This window comes from Pedococcus sp. P3_C7 (assembly GCF_056402615.1).
In genome coordinates this window covers 451,994-470,066 of the sequence record NZ_JBFUHC010000006.1, presented here as the reverse complement: position 1 = coordinate 470,066, position 18,073 = coordinate 451,994, and the positions used below count along the sequence as shown (strand labels likewise).

The window sequence follows — 18,073 nt, the reverse complement described above, 5'->3', positions numbered from 1 at the left end:
CTCTCTGGCCCGTCCAGAGAGTGGGTTGGCGCTCACTCAGGTGACGGGCTCCCTCGCAGGGCAGGGCAGGGGGAGGGGTGCGTCAGGCGTCAGGCGGCGAAGGTGATGGTGACGGTGCTGGCCTTGCCGCCGGCCTTGGCGTCGTGCCACTCCCAGCCGGAGGAGTCGCGCGTCCGCGTCCACTCCCGCGACCCGACACGCACGGACGTGGCGCCGTGCAGCGAGGCAGTCGCCACGGCATACGCCCCGGCACTCCAGGCGGCGCGCTCGGAGCCGGCTGTCACGGTGAGGGTCCGGCCGCTGACGGCGGAGGTCACACCGAGCTCGGTCTTGAGGGCCGCCTTGAGGGCTGCCGGGTCGCCGGTGGTCGCGTCGTTGAGCCGGCAGCCGAGGCCTTCGGGAGAGTGGCCGCTCAGCGTGGAGGCGAGCAGCCGCCCCTCCTGCTCGTGGTCGGCATAGGCCTCGGGGTAGGCGCTCTTCTGCACCTTCTGCGCGATCTCGGTGATCCGCATGCCCTCGTAGCCGTCGATCTTCACGAGCGCGTCGTAGAACTTGTTGGTCGCGTAGACGGGGTCGAGGATCTGGTCGACGGTGCCCCAGCCCTGGCTCGGCCGCTGCTGGAACAGCCCCACGGAGTCGCGGTCGCCGTACTTGAGGTTGCGCAGCTTGGACTCCTGGATCGCTGTCGCGATCGCGATCGTGGCGGCTCTCGCGGGGAGGCCGCGCTTCTCCGCGACCGCCTCGATCGTGGCTGCGTATGCCGTCTGGCTGGGGTCGAAGTCGACGCTGGTCCCCGAGGCGGTCGCCTGGCAGCGGGGCCCACCGAAGTTGCTGATCACACCCCGAGCGCCGACGATGCCGGCCCCGACGACTCCGCCCGCCAGGACCAGCACGACCAGTCGGGTGGCGAGCCGGCTTTTGCGCGACGGTGGCCGCTGCTCCGAGAGCACGACCCCGCCGCGCCTAGTCGTTGGCATGCAGGGCCGAGTTCAGGACGATGCCGTGACCGTCGCGGGCACGCGCCTCGACGGTGCCGGTCACGGAGTTGCGGATGAACAGCAGGTTGGACTGGCCCGACAGCTCGCGGGCCTTGACCACCCGGCCGTCGGTCAACGTCACTTTGGTGCCGGCGGTGAGGTAGAGACCGGCCTCGATGACGCAGTCGTCGCCGAGGGCGATGCCCAGGCCCGACTCGGCGCCGAGCAGGCAGCGCTCGCCGATGCTGACCCGCTCGGTGCCGCCGCCGGACAGGGTGCCCATCGTGGAGGCGCCACCACCGATGTCGGAGCCGTCGCCGACGACGACGCCCTGGCTGATCCGACCCTCGACCATGGAGTGGCCGAGCGTGCCGGCGTTGAAGTTGACGAAGCCCTCGTGCATGACGGTCGTGCCCGAGGCGAGGTGCGCGCCGAGGCGTACGCGGTCGGCATCCCCGATCCGGACTCCGGCGGGCACGACGTAGTCGGTCATCCGCGGGAACTTGTCGACGCCCAGCACCTGCACCGGACCACGGGCACGCATGCCCGCACGAGTCAGCTCGAAACCGTCCACCGAGCACGGTCCCTGGGTCGTCCAGACGACGTTGACCAGGACGCCGAACAAGCCGTCGAGGTTGATCGTGTTGGGCTGCACCAGGGTGTGGGAGAGCAGGTGCAGGCGCAGGTATGCGTCGGCCGGGTCGGCCGGGGCGGCGTCGAGGTCGATCTCGGTCGCGACGACCTCGCGGCGAACGTGCCGCACGTCGTCCTTGCCGACGAGCGCCTCGAGCTCGGCCGGGGCGTGGCTCCCAGCGGGTCGGGCACCGAGGGTGGGCTGCGGGTACCACGCGTCGAGGACCGCACCGTCGTCGTGGATGGTCGCCAGGCCGAAACCCCATGCGGTGCGTTCGCTGCTCATGGGACCAGCCTACGAGACGGGGTGGTGTCGCCCAGACCCATGGGTCTTCGGAAGATGCGCCGTGCCAGGGACCTGGCGGATCTTCCGAAGAAGTGGCGGTGGATAGGGTTCTGGCATGGCGAACTCACCTGTCGACACCGTGGCGCTCGACCTCTCGGCGGACATCGTCACCCTCACGGCGGCTCTGTGCGACATCGAGTCGGTCTCCCTGGACGAGGCTGCGATCTGTGACGCCATCGAGTCGGTCCTCGCCCCGCTGGCCCACCTCACGGTGACCCGGATCGGGAACACCCTGGTGGCCCGGACCGACCTCGGTCGCGACGAGCGGGTCGTCCTCGCCGGCCACATCGACACGGTGCCGTTGACCCAGGACCCCGCCAACCTGCCGACCCACCGGCAGGGTGACGACCTCTGGGGCCGCGGAACGGTCGACATGAAGGGTGGCGTCGCCGTCCAGCTCAAGGCGGCCCTCGTGGCCGAGCCGAGCCGCGACCTGACGTTCGTGTTCTACGAGGGCGAGGAGATCGACAGCGAGTTCAACGGCTTGCTCCACATCGACAGGCAGCGTCCGGACCTCATCGCGGACGCCGACTTCGCGGTGCTCCTCGAGCCGACCGGCGCGATCGTCGAGGGCGGGTGCAAGGGAACGCTGCGCGCCGAGGTCGTCACGAAGGGCATCGCCGCCCACTCCGCCCGACCCTGGAACGGCCACAACGCCATCCACGACGCGGGCGAGGTCCTGACCCGCCTCGCGACCTACCAGCCCGAGACCGTGGTGGTCGACGGCCTGGAGTACCGCGAAGCCATGAACGCCGTGGGCATCACGGGTGGCATCGCCGGCAACGTCATCCCCGACCGGTGCGTCGTCACGGTCAACTACCGCTACGCCCCCGACAAGTCGCCCGAGGACGCGCTCGCCGTCGTGCACCAGCTGTTCAGCGGCTACGTCGTGGAGGTGAAGGACAACGCCCCCGGCGCCCGGCCCGGCCTGCACCTGCCGGCGGCCAAGGCCTTCGTCGAGGCCCTGGGTGTCGATGTCGTGGCCAAGCAGGGCTGGACCGATGTCGCGCGGTTCTCCGCCATGGGTGTGCCGGCCGTGAACTTCGGCCCGGGCGACCCGAACCTGGCCCACCACGACGAGGAGCGTTGCCCCGTCAGCCAGCTCGAGTCCGCGGAGGCCGCCCTGCTGCGCTGGCTCGCGTGAGCGCCTGAGGCCCGGCCGCGAGGCGGGCCCGCACACCCCCGCGGTCATCCCTCGAGCGACTCCCCGAAGCCCAGCGGCGCCCGGGTGACGAGGTAGGTCGCCCAGTTCATCTTGAGCACGGTGCCATCGGAGGCGCGGGTGACCCGCAGCTGTTCGCCGCGCTCTCGACCCGACACGGTGCGGAAGGTGCTCTCGTCGAGCCGCTCGAAGACCGATGGCGCGCGGTCGGCCGGAGCCGAGTCGGCGCGTGCCTCGAGCCGCCCTTCGCGCACCGAGAAGGTGTACCCCGAACCCTCTGAGAACCACCGGCCCAGCAGGGGTGCGAGGTCTTCCGGGACGTACGTGCCCGCATGCCAGGGCTCCTCCTCCGCAGGGTCGTTCTCGAGGACGTGGTCGCCCAGGGCGATCGCGAAGGCCGCCGGGTCGGGCGACGAGGAGCTGTTCATCAGGACGATGCCTCCGGTGCCGCTCTCGCGGTGGGTGAAGACGCCGGACACCTGACCCGGCATCCCGCCCGTGTGCCCGACCCAGGTGCGTCGGGTGGTCGAGCGCATCAGGAAGAAGCCCAGACCCATCGCGCCACCCCACCCCTCGGGGTCGACGAGCAGCTGCGGCTGGCACATCTCCTCGAGCGTGTCGGGGGACAGGATGGCCGCATCCGGGGCGGCCACGAAGCCGGACCACCGGGCGAGGTCGGTGACCGTGCTGGCCAGTGCCCCGCACGGCCCCATCGCCCGGAGGTCGAGCACCGGCTCCACCCGGGGCACGTCGTGGAACGGCTGCACGTGGTAGCCCGTCGCCCGTGGCCCGCCGTCGAAGCCGACGCTCGTGCGGGTCATCTCCAGCGGCTCGAGGATGCGGGCGCGCAGTGACTCCTCCCACGAGCGGCCCTCGAGCTGCTCCACGAGCTGGCCCAGCACGGCATACACGATGTTGGAGTAGTGCCAGTGGTCGTGGGGCCGGCCGACGCGCTCGATCGCGTTGAAGTCGCTCATCAGCGTGGCGGCGTCGGGCTGCTCCAAGGTCTCCCAGATGTCACCGAGCGGCTCGCGCGCCAGGCCGGTCGCATGGGAGAGGGCCTGTCGCACCGTGGCCCGCTGCGTCACGCCGGGCAGGTGCTGGTCGAGGGTGTCCTCGAGGTCGAGGCGCCCCTCGTCGCGCAGGGCCATCACCAGGACGGCGGTGAAGCTCTTGGTGTTCGAGGCGATCAGGAACTGGTCGTCGGGGCCGGGGACCCGCGGCGAGGCGACGTCGACGGTGCCGATGCCGTCGGTCCAGACCGGCTCTCCGCGACGGACCACGGCGGCGGCGAGGCCCGGCACGCGACCTGTCCGCTGGCGGTCCAGCGCCAGGTTTCGCAGCTGGCGACGGGTGGCGTCCTGCACAGTGGTGTCCACCCGTCGACCCTAGCGAGGGTCTGGTCGCCGCTCGCCGACCAGCCTTCCTCGCGTAGGTTGACCCCGTGAGCGAGCAGCCCGACGAGCAGACGCCCGACGACCAGACGCCTGACGACCAGGCGCCCGACGACCAGACGCAGACCGCAGGCGCCACCGAGCGCGACCACGAGTACCCCGGGTTCGACTACCACACGGGCCCGGTCACGTTGCGGGGTTCGCGCGTCCCGGCGTCGACCACCGACCAGCGCCTGCTCGACAGCGGTGGGTCGAGTGAGTGGGTCCACACGGACCCGTGGCGGGTGATGAGGATCCAGAGCGAGTTCGTCGAGGGCTTCGGTGCCCTCGCGGAGCTCGGCCCCGCCGTGAGCGTCTTCGGGTCGGCCCGCACCAAGCCCGGCACCCCCTTCTACGAGATGGGCGCCCACGTGGGTCGTCGCCTCGTCGAGGAGGGGTATGCCGTGATCACCGGCGGCGGCCCCGGCGCCATGGAGGCGGCCAACAAGGGTGCCCGCGACGCCGGCGGTGCCTCGGTGGGCCTGGGCATCGAGCTGCCGTTCGAGCAGGGTCTCAACGAGTACGTCAACCTCGGCGTGAACTTCCGGTACTTCTTCGCCCGCAAGACGATGTTCGTCAAGTACGCGCAGGGGTTCATCGTGCTGCCGGGTGGGTTCGGGACGCTGGACGAGCTGTTCGAGGCAGTCACCCTGGTCCAGACCCAGAAGGTCACGTCGTTCCCGATCGTGCTGATGGGCACCGAGTACTGGGGTGGCCTGTTCGACTGGCTGCGCAGCACCGTCCTGGACGCCGGCACAGTGAGTGCCAAGGACGTCGACCTGCTGCACCTGACCGACGACGTGGACGAAGCCGTCCGCCTCGTCACGGAGGCGGAGGAGCCGGTCGCGCCCAAGCGCCCGGAGTAGCCCTCCACCTCCACGAGTCCCACGGCCCGGCCCGGCCCGACCCGCGCTGGGAGGGAGGCGGTCGTGGACGGAGGGTGGACGGGACGGTTGCCGCCGCCGATGATGGAGGCGTGACCATCTCGCCGCTGCCGCGACATGGCGACGTCATCGTCGGTCGAGACGTCGCCGGGCGCACCCTGCGCATCTCAGGTCACCCCGAGTCCGGCCGCGTGGTGCTGTCGATCTGGCAGGACACGGTGTGTCGCGCCACGCTCCGCCTGACGCCCGAAGACGTCCCGCAGTTCGTCGAGATGCTCACGCGCACGGCGATCGCGCGGTCCGACGGAGCCCCCGACGAGGTCCGTGACCTCAGCACGGCGGGCTGACTAGGTCGTCGTCAGGAGTTCGTGCGACGATCGCCCCGTGATCTGGGTCTTCTTCATCGCCGTCGGCGTGCTGGTCATCGGCGCGTTCGCCGCTCTCGTCGTGGGACGGGTGGGCTACGACCCCTTGGCCGAGGCGACGACGACCCAGGCGGATCCGATCCTCTCCGAGGAGTTCGGCTCCGGAGAGATCTCGGCTGTTCGTTTCGACACTGCGCTGCGCGGCTATCGCATGGACCAGGTGGACGCCGTGCTCGACCGGCTGCAGACCAGGATCGCGGAGCTCGAGGCCGGCAGCGATCCCCGCCGCTGACCCATGGCCGACCTCCACCTCACCCGGCACTGTGCCGCGCCGCCCACCACGGTGTGGGACGTCGTGAGCGACTTCGCGGCATACGGGGACTGGATGCCGCTCACCCGCATGCGGGTGGACGCGGGCGGTCCGCGGCCGGGCTGGGGTTTCGCGGGGTTCAGCGGGATCGGCAGAGTCGGGTTCTCGGACTCGATGCTGGTGACCGTGTGGGAGCCTCCGGACGCCGGGGGAGTCGGCCGCTTCCGGGTCGTCAAGACGGGATGGTTGCTGGGCGGCTGGGCTGAGATCTGCGTTGAACCGGCCGGCGAGGGCACCCGTCTGGACTGGCGTGAGGACGTCGTCGTGCGGCCGCTGCCGTTCAAGCGCGTCTTCACGCCCCTGTTGCGCAGGGCCAGCGACTGGCTCTACGGGCGGGCCGTGGACGCCATGGTCGCGCGGGCCGAAGAGCGTCATCGGTGAGCGGTCTGGTCGTGGGCGAGGACGGACTGGCCCGGTGTGCGTGGGCCGGCTCGACGCCCGACTACCTCGCCTACCACGACACCGAGTGGGGAGTGCCGGTCCACGGGGAGCAGGCGCTCTACGAACGGCTCACCCTGGAGGCCTTCCAGTCCGGGCTCGCCTGGATCACCATCCTGCGCAAGCGCGAGGGGTTCCGGTCGGCCTTCGCCGGCTTCGACCCCGAGGTCGTGGCGACTTTCGGCGAGGACGACCGCGCCCGCCTGATGGCCGATGCGGGAATCGTCCGCAACCGCCTGAAGGTCAACGCCGCCATCCACAACGCCGGCGCGGTGCTGGCCCTGCGCGACCTCGGCGGGCTGGATCAGCTCATCTGGTCGCACACCCCGGCCCACCACACCCCGCCGGCCACCACCGAGCAGCTGCGGGCCACCTCGCCCGAGTCGGTGGCCCTCGCCAAGGCGTTGAAGAAGGCCGGGTTCGTCTTCGTCGGCCCCACCACGATGTATGCCGCGATGCAGGCCTGTGGGCTGGTGGACGACCACCTCGTCGGCTGCCACCGGGCGGGCGGACACCAGTGATGCGCACCCTCACGGCGAGGGTGGTGCTGACCTACCTGGCGCTGCGTGCCGTCTCGGCCGTGCTGCTCGTGCTCGCGAGCCACGACCAGGTCGTCATGCCGGACTGGACCGGCCCGACCGTCGAACCCATGGACATGACGGTGCTGTGGGACGGCAGCTGGTACCGCTACATCGCCGAGCACGGCTATCCGCACGTGCTGCCCGTCGACGCGTCGACCGGCCGCGTCACCCAGAACGCCTGGGGCTTCTTCCCCTTGTTCCCCCTGCTGTCCCGGTTGCTCATGTCCGCCACCGGGCTCGGTTTCCCTGTCGTGGCGTCGTCCCTGTCCCTCGTGTGCGGTCTGGGCGGGGCCGTCATCATGGCCCGGCTCCTCGCCGAGCGGGTCGGCGACCGGGTGGCGCTCGCGACGGTCGTCGTCTGGGGTGCCCTCCCGGCGGCGGTCGCCCTGCAGCTCGCCTACACGGAGTCCCTCGCGATGGTCCTCCTGTGCGCCCTGTTGTGGGCGTTGATGCGGCGGAACTGGCTCGCCGTGGGAACCCTTGCACTGCTGTTCGGCGTGACCAGACCGATTGCCGTGCCCGTGGCCGTCGTGGTCGCGGCGATGCTCTGGCTGCGGTGGCGCGGTCGGGCCGCCGACCCGATCGACCGCGCCGAGTACGCCGCGGGAACCTTCGCGCTGGTCGCCTCCGGCGTCGGCGCCGTGGCCTGGCCCCTCATCGCGTGGCGGGTCACGGGGTCGCGCAGCGCGTACACCGACACGATGGCCGCCTGGCGGGCCGGGGGGGAGATCGCGCCGCTCAAGCCCTGGCTGGGCATGTCGCAGTGGGTGTTTCGCGACTTCGACGGCGGCGCTGTCTACGGACCGGTCGCCCTCGCGGCGCTCGCCACCACCATCGTCGTGCTCACCTGCGGTCCCTGGGCGACCCGGCTGGGCCCGGAGCTGCGCGCCTGGTCGCTGGCCTACCCGGCATACCTCGCCGTCGTGCTCGACCCCTTCACGAGCATCTTCCGCTACGTCCTTCCCCTCTTCCCGCTCGCGGCGGTGATCCTCGGTGGGGGCTGGGTGGAGCGCTCGGCGAGGTGGTTGTGGACTCGAACCGCCGTCCTCGTCGCGCTCGGCATCGTCGGGCAGGCCCTGTGGATCTGGAAGCTGCTCGTGTTCGTGCCGCCCTCGGACTACCCGCCGTGACCGTGACCGGCCTGCGGGCCGTCGTGACGTCGCAGGGCCGCAGCGCCGTGGGGCGGTGGGCGCTGCGCCGTCCAGTGGTGTTCCTGCTGCTCGTGTATGCCGTGACGAGGGCGCTCGCGTTCCTCGCCATGTGGGTGGCGGCGACGTGGTTCCAGACGCCGGCGGGGGTCGGCCACCTCGACCCGACCGTGGGCGACATCCTCGGCGGCTGGGACAGCATCTGGTACCGGCGCGTCGCCACGCAGGGCTACCCGGTCCCGTTGCCTGCGGACCCTGACAGCGGGCTGCTCACCTACAGCGCCTGGGCGTTCTACCCGGCCTTCCCCATGATGGTGCGGGGGCTGATGGCGATCGGCCTGCCGTTCGAGGTGGCGGGTGTCGGACTCAACCTCGTGCTCGGTGCGGGGTGCACCCTGTTGGTGTGGCGGTGCTTCAACTACGCCATGCACGCGTCCCCCCAGCCGGCTCGCGAACGACTCGCGCTGGTCACCGGCGTCCTGTGGTGCCTCTATCCCGCGACCGGCATCCTCGTGATGCCCTACACCGAGGCGCTGGCGGGTGTGCTGATCGCCGGGTCGCTCCTGCTGCTCATGCAACGTCGCTACGCCTGGGTGGCGGTGCTGACGCTCGCACTCGGGTTCACCCGCGCCGCGGCTCCCGCGATCGCGTGTGCTGCGATCGCCCACCTGGTGCTGCGGTGGCGTGAGGACAGAGTGGCCGGAGTGGTGCCACTACGGGGCCACCGCATCTCGGCGGTCCTGATGCTGGTGGCGACCGGCATCTCCTCCCTCGCCTGGCCGGTCGTCGTGGGCTTCATCAGCGGGCTGCCGATGGCGTTCTTCGACGTGCAGGCGGCCTGGGGGCAAAAGCCCGAGTCCGGTCCGTTCGTGCTGTGGCTCTCCTGGGCGTGGGAGGGACACGGGATCGTCGGCGTGACGATCCTGGTCTCCCTCGTGGCGACCTACATCGCCCTGATCGTGGGTCGGCACGGTCGCTGGCTGGCGGTCGAGCTGCGGGTGTGGGCGCTGGCCTACCCGCTCTACCTGCTCGCCGTGGTGAGACCGATCACGAGCATGTGGCGCTTCCTGCTGCTGGACTTCCCGATCGCCGCGGTGGTCGCCTCAGTGGCGATGCGCACGTCGACCGGCGCCAAGATCGTGACGCACTGGCGCCGCCGGGTGGGCGTCGTCGGCGTGGTCCTGCTCGTCGGGCTCTTCTGGTTTACCTGCACGCTGCTGACCTACACGCCCTGGGCGTCCACCCCACCCTGACCCGAGCAACCTTTGCTAGCAAAGGTTGCTCGCTGAGGGACAGGTTGCAACGTGTCCGTCAGCGAGGAAACTGTGCTCGGTCGGGCGAATGCTCACTCGCCGGTGAAGACCGGCTTCTCCTTGGCGAGGAACGCCGCGACCGCAGCGCGGTGGTCCGCGGTCCCGCCGGTGAGCGTCATGTACTCGCCCTCCTGGGCGAGGGACTCGGTGAGTCCGTGCCCTGCGCTGAACGCGACGGCCCGCCGGATGGACCCGTAGGCCAGGGTCGGTCCGGCGGCCAGGGTTGTCGCCAGCTCGCGCACCGTCGCCTCGAGCTCCTCGGCCGTGACGACCCTGGTGACCAGGCCCAGGGCCAGGCACTCGTCGGCCGGCACCGTGCGGGGCAGCAGCAGGAGCTCCTTGGCCTTGGCCGGGCCCACGATCCGCTGAAGCGTCCAGGAGGTTCCCGAGTCGCAGGACAGTGCGATGCCGGCGAAGGCGAGGTTGAAGCCGGCGGTGTCCACGAGCACCCTGAAGTCCGCTGCGAGCGCGAACCCGGCACCTGCTCCGGCGGCCACCCCGTTGACCGCCGCGATGACCGGCTTGTCCATGGTGGCGAGGAGCTCGACGATGGGGTTGTAGTGCTTGGCGACGGTGTCCCACAGCGCCGGGTCGTCGCGCTGCAGGAAGGTGACGTGCTCGCGCAGGTCCTGCCCCACACAGAACGCGGGACCGCTGCCGGTCAGCACCACGCACCGCACCGTCGGGTCCTGCGCGACGTCGGTCAGCGCTGTGACGAGCGCTTCCTTGGTGGCGATGTCGAGCGAGTTCATCGCCTCGGGGCGGTTGAGCCGCACCGTGGCCACCGCGCCTTCCCGCTCCACGACGACGGGGGACTGTTGGGGGACGGTCGGGTCGGCGGCGGCGTTGCCGCTGGTGGCGGGCGTTGTGCCCACGGTGTCGGAGGTGTCGGTCATGGGCGCCATCCTGCCGGACCGTCGTCCGACCCGGATTTCGCCTGTGAGCGGGTTCACGGGATAATGGAGCAAATCTGGCGCGCGCGGGGATGATCACAAGCACTGGCGTGGATCCGCGTGGCCAGCAGCAGACCACGCCAAACGGAAGGGACACTCATGGCGGCAATGAAGCCGAGGACCGGCGACGGCCCGCTCGAGGTGACCAAGGAAGGTCGGGGCATCGTGCTGCGCATGCCGCTCGAGGGTGGCGGCCGGCTCGTCGTCGAGATGACCCCCGACGAGGTTCGCGCGCTCGGCGACGCGATCACCAACTGCGAGGGCCTCAAGTAGCCTTCACCGCACGTTTCGAGGACCCCCGTCGGCAGTGTCCGACGGGGGTCCTCGCGAGTCCAGGGGTATGCCGCGGCCGAACCACAGGTGGGTAGGGTCGGGTCCGTGCGTGCACCCGAACTGCTCGATCCCGCTTCCAGCGCCTGGACCATCTCTGCCGAGCCCCTCACCGACGTCCTCGCGGACCTCGACGCCAGCGACCTGCTGCTGGCGCTCCCGGTTCCCAGGGGTGGTCTGCCGCCGACGGGCGCCGGCGCGGCAGCCCTGGCGTTGGTCGGCCTCGACGCCGCCGACGTGGTGGCAGCCCACGAACCCAAGGAGGGTGCCGGCTCGGTCACACGGATCCCCCTGGTCCCGGGGGAGCGACCGGCCCGGACCGTGCTCCTGGTGGGAGTCGGTGACGCGAGCCCGTCCGACCTGCGGACGGCCGGTGCCGCCCTGGGGCGGGCTGCCAAGGGGCACGCCTCCCTCGTGACCACCCTCGGCAGCGGCGCCGCCCGAGGTGCGCAGTCGGCCTTGGCCGAGGGACTCGCGCTCGGTGGCTACTCCAGCCCGCGATGGGTGGGCGACGACGCCGAGCCGGCGACCGGTCCGGCGGGGGAGATCGCGCTGGTCGGCTCCTATGACGAGCCCTCGGTCCGGCACTCGGTCGTGCGCGCCAGAGCCACGATGCTGGCTCGGAACCTCGCGGTGGTTCCGTCCAACATCAAGAACCCCGCCTGGCTCGCCGCCCAGGCGAGGACCCTCGCAGGCCGGGCCGGGCTAGACGTGGTGGTGTGGTCCGAGAGGGAGCTGCGCGCCGAGGGGTTCGGCGGTCTCCTGGCCGTCGGTGCCGCCTCTGCGTCGCCTCCCCGACTGGTCCAGCTCGACTACGCACCGCAGGGCGCGACGGCCAGGACGCCGAGAGTCGTCCTGGTGGGCAAGGGAATCACCTTCGACACCGGTGGGCTCGACATCAAGCCTGCCGAGGGCATGCTCGCGATGAAGACGGACATGAGTGGTGCGGCGGTCGTCCTCGCCGTGCTCGCGGCCTGTCGCGAGCTGGCCGTACCGGTGAAGGTGACCGGCCTGCTGGCGCTCGCCGAGAACGGCGTCGGCGGCGCGGCATACCGTCCCTCGGACGTCATCACGCAGTACGGCGGACGTACGGTCGAGATCGGGAACACCGACGCCGAGGGGCGGATCGTGATGGCCGACGCGCTGGCTTATGCCGACCTGCGCCTCGACCCCACGGTGCTCCTCGACATCGCGACCCTGACGGGCGCTGCCCGCGTGGCGCTGGGGCGGTCGATGGCTCCGGTCTATGCGACCGAGGATTACCTCACCCGCGCCCTCGTCGGGGCCGGCGAGGCGACCGGGGAGCTGCTCTGGCCCATGCCACTCGTCGAGGACTACCGGCCGAGCCTGGACAGCGACGTGGCCGACATCAACCACATCGCGGGCATCGGAGGCGGCGGCGGCTCGATCTCGGCAGCATTGTTCCTGCGCGAGTTCGTGGGTGCGCGACGCTGGGCACATCTCGACATCGCCGGGGTGGGTCGTTCCGACGTCGACCGCGGACTCCTCACCAAGGGCGGGACGGGCTTCGGTGCCCGCCTGCTGCTCACCTGGCTGGAGGAGATGTCATGAACGCGGGATACGGCCTGAGCGTGCGATGGTCCCTGGAGACCGCACCGGACGGCGTCGCCCAGGAGCTGCGTGACTACGTCGTGGGCACGTCGATGGCGAGGTTCATGTTCCTCGACGGGCTCGCCTTCAAGACCTGGCGGATGGTCGAGGGCAAGTGGTTCGAGGGCACCTACGTCTTCGACGAGAAGGTCTACCGCGACGACTTCCAGCGTGAGTTCACCGCGACCGCGGCCGAGTCCGCGGGCAGCGGGATCATCGGGTCCGCCCCGACCCTCATCGAGCCGTTCGAGGTCGTGGCGATCGCCGAGGGTCCGGGTCGGTTCCGTCGCGGCCCCGGTCCGGGCACCGCCTGACCGTCAGCGCTTGACGGCCGCCAGGACGCCGTCACCGACCGGCAGCAGGGCGGGGATCAACCGATCGTCGTCGCGCAGGGCCTTGCCCAGGTCGCGCAGCACCGACGTCTGCTGGTCGCGCGCAGCCGGGTCGGCCACCTTGTCGTGCCAGAGCATGTTGTCGAGCACGAGCACGCCGCCGGAGCGCAGGAGACGAATCCCGTGGCTGACGTACTCCGGGTACTCCACCTTGTCGCCGTCGATCACGACCATGTCGTAGGCGCCGTCGGTCATCCGGGGCAGCACGTCGAGCGCCCGGCCGGTGATGACGCGGGTGCGCTGGTGGGCGATGCCCGCCTCGGCGTAGGCCTTCTTGGCCACGCCCTGGTGCTCGGCCTCCACGTCGATCGTCGTGAGGATGCCGTCTTCGGGCATGCCCTGGAGCAGCCACAGTCCCGAGGTGCCGGCACCGGTGCCCACCTCGACGACCGACTTCGCCTTCACCGCGGCCGCCAGCAGTCGCAGCAGCACCCCCGCACCGTTGCCGACCGGCACGGCACCCAGCTCCTCGCCGCGGCGCCGCGCAGACTCGATCACCTCGTTCTCGGTGACGAACTCCTCGGCGTAGGCCCAGCTGGCCGGCTTCTGTGCGCTCATGCGGCAAACCCTACTGCCGCAAGCACGACGAACCGGGCACGCGGCATACAGGAAACGCTCAGGTTGTTGGGGAACGATGCAAGCCGTTCGGTCGTCTGGACCGAATGCAGGGTGTGCGCGCCGCCAGGCGCCCGACGGAGGTGAGGGACGTGACCGCGACCGACACGATCGGTTCGGCCCGACAGGCTGCCCAGGGGGACGTCCCGGGCACCCAGGAGGCGACCGCGTGGGTGCCCCCGACGTGGGAGGAGATCGTCGAGCAGCACTCCGCGCGCGTCTACCGGCTGGCCTACCGCCTCACCGGCAACCCGCACGACGCCGAAGACCTGACCCACGACGTGTTCATCCGCGTCTTCCGGTCGCTGCACAGCTACCAGCCCGGCACGTTCGAGGGCTGGCTGCACCGCATCACGACCAACGTCTTCCTGGACAAGATGCGCCGCAAGCAGCGGATCCGCTTCGACGCCCTCTCCGACGAGTCCGCCGCGCGCCTGCCCACCCGTGAGGCGGGGCCCGAGGCGACGTTCGAGGCGACCCACTTCGACGACGACGTGCAGCGAGCGCTCGACGCCCTGTCGCCGGACTTCCGGGCCGCTGTCGTGCTGTGTGACATCGAGGGCCTGTCCTACGAGGAGATCGCCGCCACGCTCGGCGTCAAGCTCGGCACCGTGCGCTCGCGCATCCACCGCGGCCGGGCCCAGCTGAGGGAAGCCCTCGCCCACCGTGACCCCACCCTCGCCCGCCCCGCAGTGGACGCCGACCGCGCGTCCGTCGCCAAGCGCCGCCTGCCGGTGCTCGGCCGGGCGGTGCACGGATCGCGATGAACCGCCCGCTGTGGGCAGGTATGCCGGGTGCGGCCCTCGCGGGGGGACGCGGCCGGTGTCTCGGCGACCAGCTGACGGCCTACGCCGACCGCGCCATGGACGAGGCGACCCTGCTGCGGTGGGACCGTCACGTGGTCGCGTGTCAGTGCTGCCGCGGAGCTGTCGACGAGGAGCGGCGCGTGCTGATGGCCCTGCGGTCCTCGCTCGGTGCCGCCGTGCCCGGAGACCTGCGCGGCATGTTGCTCGCCCTGGGCACCCAGACCCCGGGTCGCGCCCCTGACGGTTCGCCTGTCACGTCTGGCCCGTTGCTCCCACCCATCCCGGCCGCGCCCGTGCGGGTCGTCGACCGTGGGGCCCCGGCGCAGCACCGCTCGGCCGGCCGGGCGACCGTCTACGCCGGACTGGCGGCCGGAGCCACGGCCGCGGCGGCCCTGAGCCTCGTGGTGACCGGTGGCCTGGCCCCGACCACGCAGCCGGTCTCTCCGGCGGTGCAGCGCGCCAGGCCGGCGACCCCGGGTTTCGCCACTGCCTCGTTCACCGTTCCCGGGCTCGGCGGCACCCCGTCCGCGACGTCCGTGGCACCCGCCGTGGGCACCGGGCGCGGTCGTTCGGCACAATCGTCTCCATGAGCGACGAGCGAGACCCGGCGGGCGCCGACCAGCCAGTCTCGGCCGACCCCGGCCAGTCCGCTCCCGACCCCCTGGCCGAATCCGCCTGGGACCCCTGGGCGCCCCCGGGGCGAACCGCCGCTGACAGCACCCAGCCGGTCGACCTGTCGCACACCCAGGAGCTCCATGGGGCCACCGGTGTGCCCGCGTCGGGCACTGCACCGTCCGAGCCGCCACCCGTCGACCCGGTCTGGGCCGCTGAACCGACCGGCTGGCCGAGCGACGCCTCGGCACACCAGGCACCCGCCGGACCCGCGCCACACCCCTCGAGCGATCCGGTCACGCAGGCCCCGACAGGCGCGGGCTGGGACCCCATCACCGCCCCCACCGCCGATGCGGGGTATGCCGGCCAGCCGGCACCGTGGGTCGGCCACCACCCGGCGGAGGCCACGGCCCCCCAGCAGAAGGGCCCCGGGTGGGGCGCCCTGGTCGCGGTGGCTGCGGTGGCGGCGCTGGTCGCGGCGGGGCTCGGTGGCCTGTTCGGCGGCTGGCTCGGGGCGACAGGACGGGTCGACTTCGGTTCGCTCGACCGCACACCCTCGTCCATCCCACGCGCCGGCGCCGGTGCCACGTCACGCCCCGAAGGCTCCATCGCCAACATCGCGGCCAAGGCACTGCCCAGTGTCGTGACCATCAAGGTCGACGGCGCCGACGGCGGCGGCACCGGCTCGGGGTTCGTGCTCGACCGGGACGGCCACATCATCACCAACAACCACGTCGTCGCCAGCGCGGCCGGCGGGGGCACGATCAAGGTCGAGCTGTCCAACGGCACCGAGATCGCTGCCACGATCGCCGGCCGGGACGCGTCCTACGACCTGGCGGTGCTCAAGACCAACCGCACCGACCTCGTTCCGCTGGTCATCGGCTCGTCGAAGGACGTCGTCGTGGGGGACCAGGTCATCGCCGTGGGTGCGCCGCTCGGTCTCGAGTCCAGCGTCACCAGCGGCATCGTCAGCGCCCTCAACCGCCCGGTGAGCCCCGGCGGTGACGGCAACCAGCAGTCGTACATCAACGCCATCCAGACCGACGCGGCGATCAACCCCGGCAACAGCGGTGGGCCGCTCCTCAACATGGCCGGCCAGGTGATCGGCGTGAACTCGGCCATCGCACGGATCCCCGGAACCACCGACACCCAGTCGGGCAACATCGGTGTCGGCTTCTCGATCCCGAGCGACCAGGTCCTCAAGACGGCCGAACAGCTCATCAAGACCGGCTCGGCCCAGCACCCGGTGATCGGGGTCGTGCTCGACCGCGAGTTCACCGGTGACGGCGTGCGCATCCTGGCCAAGCCGAGCACCAGCAGCGGCCCGCCGGTCGACCCCAACGGCCCGGCAGGCAAGGCAGGGATCAAGGCAGGGGACGTCATCATCGAGTTCGACGGTCGGCGGGTGACCGACCCCGACGACCTCGTCGTGGCGATCCGCGCCAAGAGCGTCGGCGACGCAGTCTCGATGAAGGTCCGCCGCGGGAGTGAGACGATCAGCGTCACACTCACGTTGTCCGGCTCGGGCAAGTAGCGGCAGGGGCTGGCATGGCGGGCGTCAACGGCTGGGAGTTCATCGCGCTGATCGTGCTGGCCGTGGTGATCCTCGGACCCGAGCGACTGCCTGAGTACGCGTCGAAGCTGGCGCAGCTCGTCCGTCAGGCCCGCGCCCTGGCCGAGGGCGCCAAGGGCCAGCTGCGCGAGCAGATGGGACCGGAGTTCGACGACATCGACTGGCGGCAGTACGACCCGAGGCAGTACGACCCACGCCGGATCGTCCGCGAGGCTCTGCTCGACCCGACGCCGGTCCAGCCCGACGGGGACGGTCCGACCTACTCGACGAGCACGGGCGGCCACGACGCTGCCAGGCCGACGCCGTTCGACGACGACGCCACCTAGACCGGCGAGGCCAGACCCGGGTAGGGGTCAGGAGCGGGAGCTAGCGACCGACGGGGGACAGGCCGAGGGATCGACCGGCGAGTCCGCGCGACCGGGTGCCCAGACCCCGGGCGATGGCCCGCAGCGAGACGGCGGCCGGCGACTCGGGGTCGCGGAGCACGACCGGGGTGCCCTGGTCGGAGCATTCACGCAGGTTGGTGTCGAGGGGGATCTGACCCAGCAACGGCACCTCGGCGCCGACGGCCCGGGTGAGCGACTCGGCGACGACTTTGCCGCCACCGGATCCGAAGATCTCCTGGCGCGAACCGTCGGGCAGCTCGAGCCACGACATGTTCTCGATCACGCCGACAATGCGCTGATGTGTCTGCAACGCAATGGATCCCGCACGTTCGGCGACCTCTGCGGCGGCCTGCTGCGGGGTGGTCACGACGAGGATCTCGGCGTTGGGGATCAGCTGGGCGACGGAGATCGCGATGTCGCCCGTGCCCGGAGGCAGGTCGAGCAGCAGCACGTCGAGGTCGCCCCAGAAGACGTCGCCCAGGAACTGCTGGAGCGCGCGGTGCAGCATCGGTCCGCGCCAGACGACCGGCTGGTTCCCCGGCACGAACATGCCGATCGAGATGACCTTCACCTCGTGGGCGATGGGCGGCAGGATCATGTCGTCGACCTGGGTCGGCCGGTGCTCGACCCCAAGCATGCGCGGCACTGAGAAGCCGTAGACGTCGGCATCGACGACACCGACCCGCAGCCCGCTCTGCGCGAGGGACGCGGCGAGGTTCACGGTGATCGAGGACTTGCCGACGCCGCCCTTGCCGGACGCCACGGCATACACGCGGGTCAGCGAACCGGGCTTGGCGAAGGGGATCTCGCGCTCGGCGTTGCCGCCACGCAGCTGGGTGCGCAGGGCTACGCGCTGCTCGTCGCTCATCACCCCGAGGGTGACGTCGACGGCGGTCACGCCGGGCACCTTGGCCAGGGCGGCGGTGGTGTCCTTGGTGAGGGTGTCCTTCATGGGGCAGCCCGAGACGGTGAGCAGGATGGTCACGGCCACGCGGCCGGTCTCGTCGACCGTCACGCTCTCGACCATGCCGAGCTCGGTGACCGGCTTGCGGATCTCCGGGTCGATGACGGTCGTGAGCGCCTGGTGCAGGGCGTCGTCGGTCACCGTGGCGGGAGCGTCGGTCGGGCTGGGGGACATGCACCCA

General features: G+C 71.3%; 21 protein-coding genes. 15 read left to right on the top strand and 6 right to left on the bottom strand.

The window, feature by feature from the left end; genetic code table 11:
- Positions 1-89 precede the first annotated feature (89 nt).
- The gene (locus AC1DS4_RS10565; protein WP_477632370.1) at positions 90-977 is read right to left on the bottom strand and encodes a hypothetical protein; all 888 of its coding nucleotides are present in this window, start codon (positions 975-977) and stop codon (positions 90-92) included.
- On the bottom strand, positions 964-1,896 hold the full coding sequence (gene dapD, locus AC1DS4_RS10560; protein ID WP_477632372.1) for a 2,3,4,5-tetrahydropyridine-2,6-dicarboxylate N-succinyltransferase: 933 nt from the start codon (positions 1,894-1,896) through the stop codon (positions 964-966). The genes AC1DS4_RS10565 and dapD overlap by 14 nt, the downstream gene beginning before the upstream one ends.
- A gap of 115 nt (positions 1,897-2,011) precedes the next feature.
- Here dapD and dapE point away from each other — a divergent pair, with 115 nt between their 5' ends.
- Positions 2,012-3,100 carry a succinyl-diaminopimelate desuccinylase gene (dapE, locus tag AC1DS4_RS10555; RefSeq protein WP_477632373.1) on the top strand — a complete coding sequence of 363 codons (1,089 nt, stop codon included), beginning with the start codon at positions 2,012-2,014 and terminating at the stop codon, positions 3,098-3,100.
- A 44-nt stretch (positions 3,101-3,144) separates the two neighbouring features.
- Here dapE and AC1DS4_RS10550 read toward each other — a convergent pair whose 3' ends face one another.
- The gene (locus AC1DS4_RS10550; protein WP_477632374.1) at positions 3,145-4,497 is read right to left on the bottom strand and encodes a serine hydrolase domain-containing protein; all 1,353 of its coding nucleotides are present in this window, start codon (positions 4,495-4,497) and stop codon (positions 3,145-3,147) included.
- Between the two features lie 65 nt (positions 4,498-4,562).
- On the opposite strand from AC1DS4_RS10550, the gene AC1DS4_RS10545 reads away from it, so the two are divergent.
- The 7 genes from AC1DS4_RS10545 (at position 4,563) to AC1DS4_RS10515 (ending at position 9,590) form a co-directional block, all read left to right on the top strand.
- Positions 4,563-5,417, top strand: coding sequence for an LOG family protein (locus AC1DS4_RS10545; RefSeq protein ID WP_477632375.1), 855 nt, complete (start codon positions 4,563-4,565; stop codon positions 5,415-5,417).
- Positions 5,418-5,527: 110 nt separating this feature from the next.
- Positions 5,528-5,782, top strand: coding sequence for a hypothetical protein (locus AC1DS4_RS10540; protein ID WP_477615622.1), 255 nt, complete (start codon positions 5,528-5,530; stop codon positions 5,780-5,782).
- Between the two features lie 37 nt (positions 5,783-5,819).
- Positions 5,820-6,092 carry a DivIVA domain-containing protein gene (locus tag AC1DS4_RS10535; RefSeq protein WP_477632376.1) on the top strand — a complete coding sequence of 91 codons (273 nt, stop codon included), beginning with the start codon at positions 5,820-5,822 and terminating at the stop codon, positions 6,090-6,092.
- A 3-nt stretch (positions 6,093-6,095) separates the two neighbouring features.
- A complete protein-coding gene (locus AC1DS4_RS10530; RefSeq protein ID WP_477624137.1) occupies positions 6,096-6,551 on the top strand; it encodes an SRPBCC family protein in 456 nt (151 codons plus the stop codon).
- Entirely contained in the window at positions 6,548-7,129 is a 582-nt protein-coding gene (locus tag AC1DS4_RS10525) for a DNA-3-methyladenine glycosylase I (RefSeq protein ID WP_477632377.1), read from the top strand. Before AC1DS4_RS10530 ends, AC1DS4_RS10525 begins: the two co-directional genes overlap by 4 nt.
- On the top strand, positions 7,129-8,319 hold the full coding sequence (locus AC1DS4_RS10520; protein ID WP_477632378.1) for a hypothetical protein: 1,191 nt from the start codon (positions 7,129-7,131) through the stop codon (positions 8,317-8,319). Before AC1DS4_RS10525 ends, AC1DS4_RS10520 begins: the two co-directional genes overlap by 1 nt.
- The gene (locus AC1DS4_RS10515) at positions 8,316-9,590 is read left to right on the top strand and encodes a hypothetical protein (protein ID WP_477615627.1); all 1,275 of its coding nucleotides are present in this window, start codon (positions 8,316-8,318) and stop codon (positions 9,588-9,590) included. Before AC1DS4_RS10520 ends, AC1DS4_RS10515 begins: the two co-directional genes overlap by 4 nt.
- 92 nt (positions 9,591-9,682) lie before the next feature.
- Here AC1DS4_RS10515 and AC1DS4_RS10510 read toward each other — a convergent pair whose 3' ends face one another.
- On the bottom strand, positions 9,683-10,546 hold the full coding sequence (locus tag AC1DS4_RS10510) for an enoyl-CoA hydratase/isomerase family protein (RefSeq protein WP_477632379.1): 864 nt from the start codon (positions 10,544-10,546) through the stop codon (positions 9,683-9,685).
- Between the two features lie 156 nt (positions 10,547-10,702).
- On the opposite strand from AC1DS4_RS10510, the gene AC1DS4_RS10505 reads away from it, so the two are divergent.
- The 3 genes from AC1DS4_RS10505 to AC1DS4_RS10495 all read left to right on the top strand — a co-directional run bounded on the left by AC1DS4_RS10505 (position 10,703) and on the right by AC1DS4_RS10495 (position 12,858).
- Positions 10,703-10,876: a DUF3117 domain-containing protein gene (locus AC1DS4_RS10505; RefSeq protein WP_082592686.1), complete on the top strand. Its 174-nt coding sequence runs from the start codon at positions 10,703-10,705 to the stop codon at positions 10,874-10,876.
- A 105-nt stretch (positions 10,877-10,981) separates the two neighbouring features.
- Entirely contained in the window at positions 10,982-12,505 is a 1,524-nt protein-coding gene (locus AC1DS4_RS10500) for a leucyl aminopeptidase family protein (RefSeq protein WP_477624142.1), read from the top strand.
- Positions 12,502-12,858 (top strand): hypothetical protein, encoded by a 357-nt coding sequence (locus AC1DS4_RS10495; protein WP_477624143.1) that lies wholly within the window; start codon positions 12,502-12,504, stop codon positions 12,856-12,858. Before AC1DS4_RS10500 ends, AC1DS4_RS10495 begins: the two co-directional genes overlap by 4 nt.
- 3 nt (positions 12,859-12,861) lie before the next feature.
- Here the strand turns inward: AC1DS4_RS10495 and AC1DS4_RS10490 are convergent, their stop codons facing one another.
- Positions 12,862-13,494, bottom strand: coding sequence for an O-methyltransferase (locus AC1DS4_RS10490; RefSeq protein ID WP_477615631.1), 633 nt, complete (start codon positions 13,492-13,494; stop codon positions 12,862-12,864).
- 149 nt (positions 13,495-13,643) lie between these two features.
- Here AC1DS4_RS10490 and sigE point away from each other — a divergent pair, with 149 nt between their 5' ends.
- Genes sigE through AC1DS4_RS10470 form a run of 4 tightly spaced genes read left to right on the top strand, consistent with a single transcriptional unit; the run spans position 13,644 to position 16,868 of the window.
- On the top strand, positions 13,644-14,318 hold the full coding sequence (gene sigE, locus AC1DS4_RS10485) for an RNA polymerase sigma factor SigE (RefSeq protein ID WP_477624144.1): 675 nt from the start codon (positions 13,644-13,646) through the stop codon (positions 14,316-14,318).
- Positions 14,315-14,947: an anti-sigma factor gene (locus AC1DS4_RS10480; RefSeq protein WP_477624145.1), complete on the top strand. Its 633-nt coding sequence runs from the start codon at positions 14,315-14,317 to the stop codon at positions 14,945-14,947. Before sigE ends, AC1DS4_RS10480 begins: the two co-directional genes overlap by 4 nt.
- Positions 14,944-16,503 carry a S1C family serine protease gene (locus AC1DS4_RS10475; protein WP_477624146.1) on the top strand — a complete coding sequence of 520 codons (1,560 nt, stop codon included), beginning with the start codon at positions 14,944-14,946 and terminating at the stop codon, positions 16,501-16,503. Before AC1DS4_RS10480 ends, AC1DS4_RS10475 begins: the two co-directional genes overlap by 4 nt.
- A gap of 14 nt (positions 16,504-16,517) precedes the next feature.
- Positions 16,518-16,868: a twin-arginine translocase TatA/TatE family subunit gene (locus AC1DS4_RS10470; RefSeq protein WP_477615635.1), complete on the top strand. Its 351-nt coding sequence runs from the start codon at positions 16,518-16,520 to the stop codon at positions 16,866-16,868.
- A 40-nt stretch (positions 16,869-16,908) separates the two neighbouring features.
- Here AC1DS4_RS10470 and AC1DS4_RS10465 read toward each other — a convergent pair whose 3' ends face one another.
- The gene (locus AC1DS4_RS10465) at positions 16,909-18,066 is read right to left on the bottom strand and encodes an Mrp/NBP35 family ATP-binding protein (RefSeq protein WP_477615636.1); all 1,158 of its coding nucleotides are present in this window, start codon (positions 18,064-18,066) and stop codon (positions 16,909-16,911) included.
- Positions 18,067-18,073 lie beyond the last annotated feature (7 nt).

Coding starts and splice junctions, on each gene's coding strand:
- AC1DS4_RS10565 (WP_477632370.1), bottom strand. CDS start 977: ATGCCAACGACTAGGCGCGGCGGGGTCGTGCTCTCGGAGCAGCGGCCA.
- dapD (WP_477632372.1), bottom strand. CDS start 1,896: ATGAGCAGCGAACGCACCGCATGGGGTTTCGGCCTGGCGACCATCCAC.
- dapE (WP_477632373.1), top strand. CDS start 2,012: ATGGCGAACTCACCTGTCGACACCGTGGCGCTCGACCTCTCGGCGGAC.
- AC1DS4_RS10530 (WP_477624137.1), top strand. CDS start 6,096: ATGGCCGACCTCCACCTCACCCGGCACTGTGCCGCGCCGCCCACCACG.
- AC1DS4_RS10520 (WP_477632378.1), top strand. CDS start 7,129: ATGCGCACCCTCACGGCGAGGGTGGTGCTGACCTACCTGGCGCTGCGT.
- AC1DS4_RS10510 (WP_477632379.1), bottom strand. CDS start 10,546: ATGACCGACACCTCCGACACCGTGGGCACAACGCCCGCCACCAGCGGC.
- AC1DS4_RS10505 (WP_082592686.1), top strand. CDS start 10,703: ATGGCGGCAATGAAGCCGAGGACCGGCGACGGCCCGCTCGAGGTGACC.
- AC1DS4_RS10495 (WP_477624143.1), top strand. CDS start 12,502: ATGAACGCGGGATACGGCCTGAGCGTGCGATGGTCCCTGGAGACCGCA.
- AC1DS4_RS10490 (WP_477615631.1), bottom strand. CDS start 13,494: ATGAGCGCACAGAAGCCGGCCAGCTGGGCCTACGCCGAGGAGTTCGTC.
- AC1DS4_RS10480 (WP_477624145.1), top strand. CDS start 14,315: ATGAACCGCCCGCTGTGGGCAGGTATGCCGGGTGCGGCCCTCGCGGGG.
- AC1DS4_RS10475 (WP_477624146.1), top strand. CDS start 14,944: ATGAGCGACGAGCGAGACCCGGCGGGCGCCGACCAGCCAGTCTCGGCC.
- AC1DS4_RS10470 (WP_477615635.1), top strand. CDS start 16,518: ATGGCGGGCGTCAACGGCTGGGAGTTCATCGCGCTGATCGTGCTGGCC.
- AC1DS4_RS10465 (WP_477615636.1), bottom strand. CDS start 18,066: ATGTCCCCCAGCCCGACCGACGCTCCCGCCACGGTGACCGACGACGCC.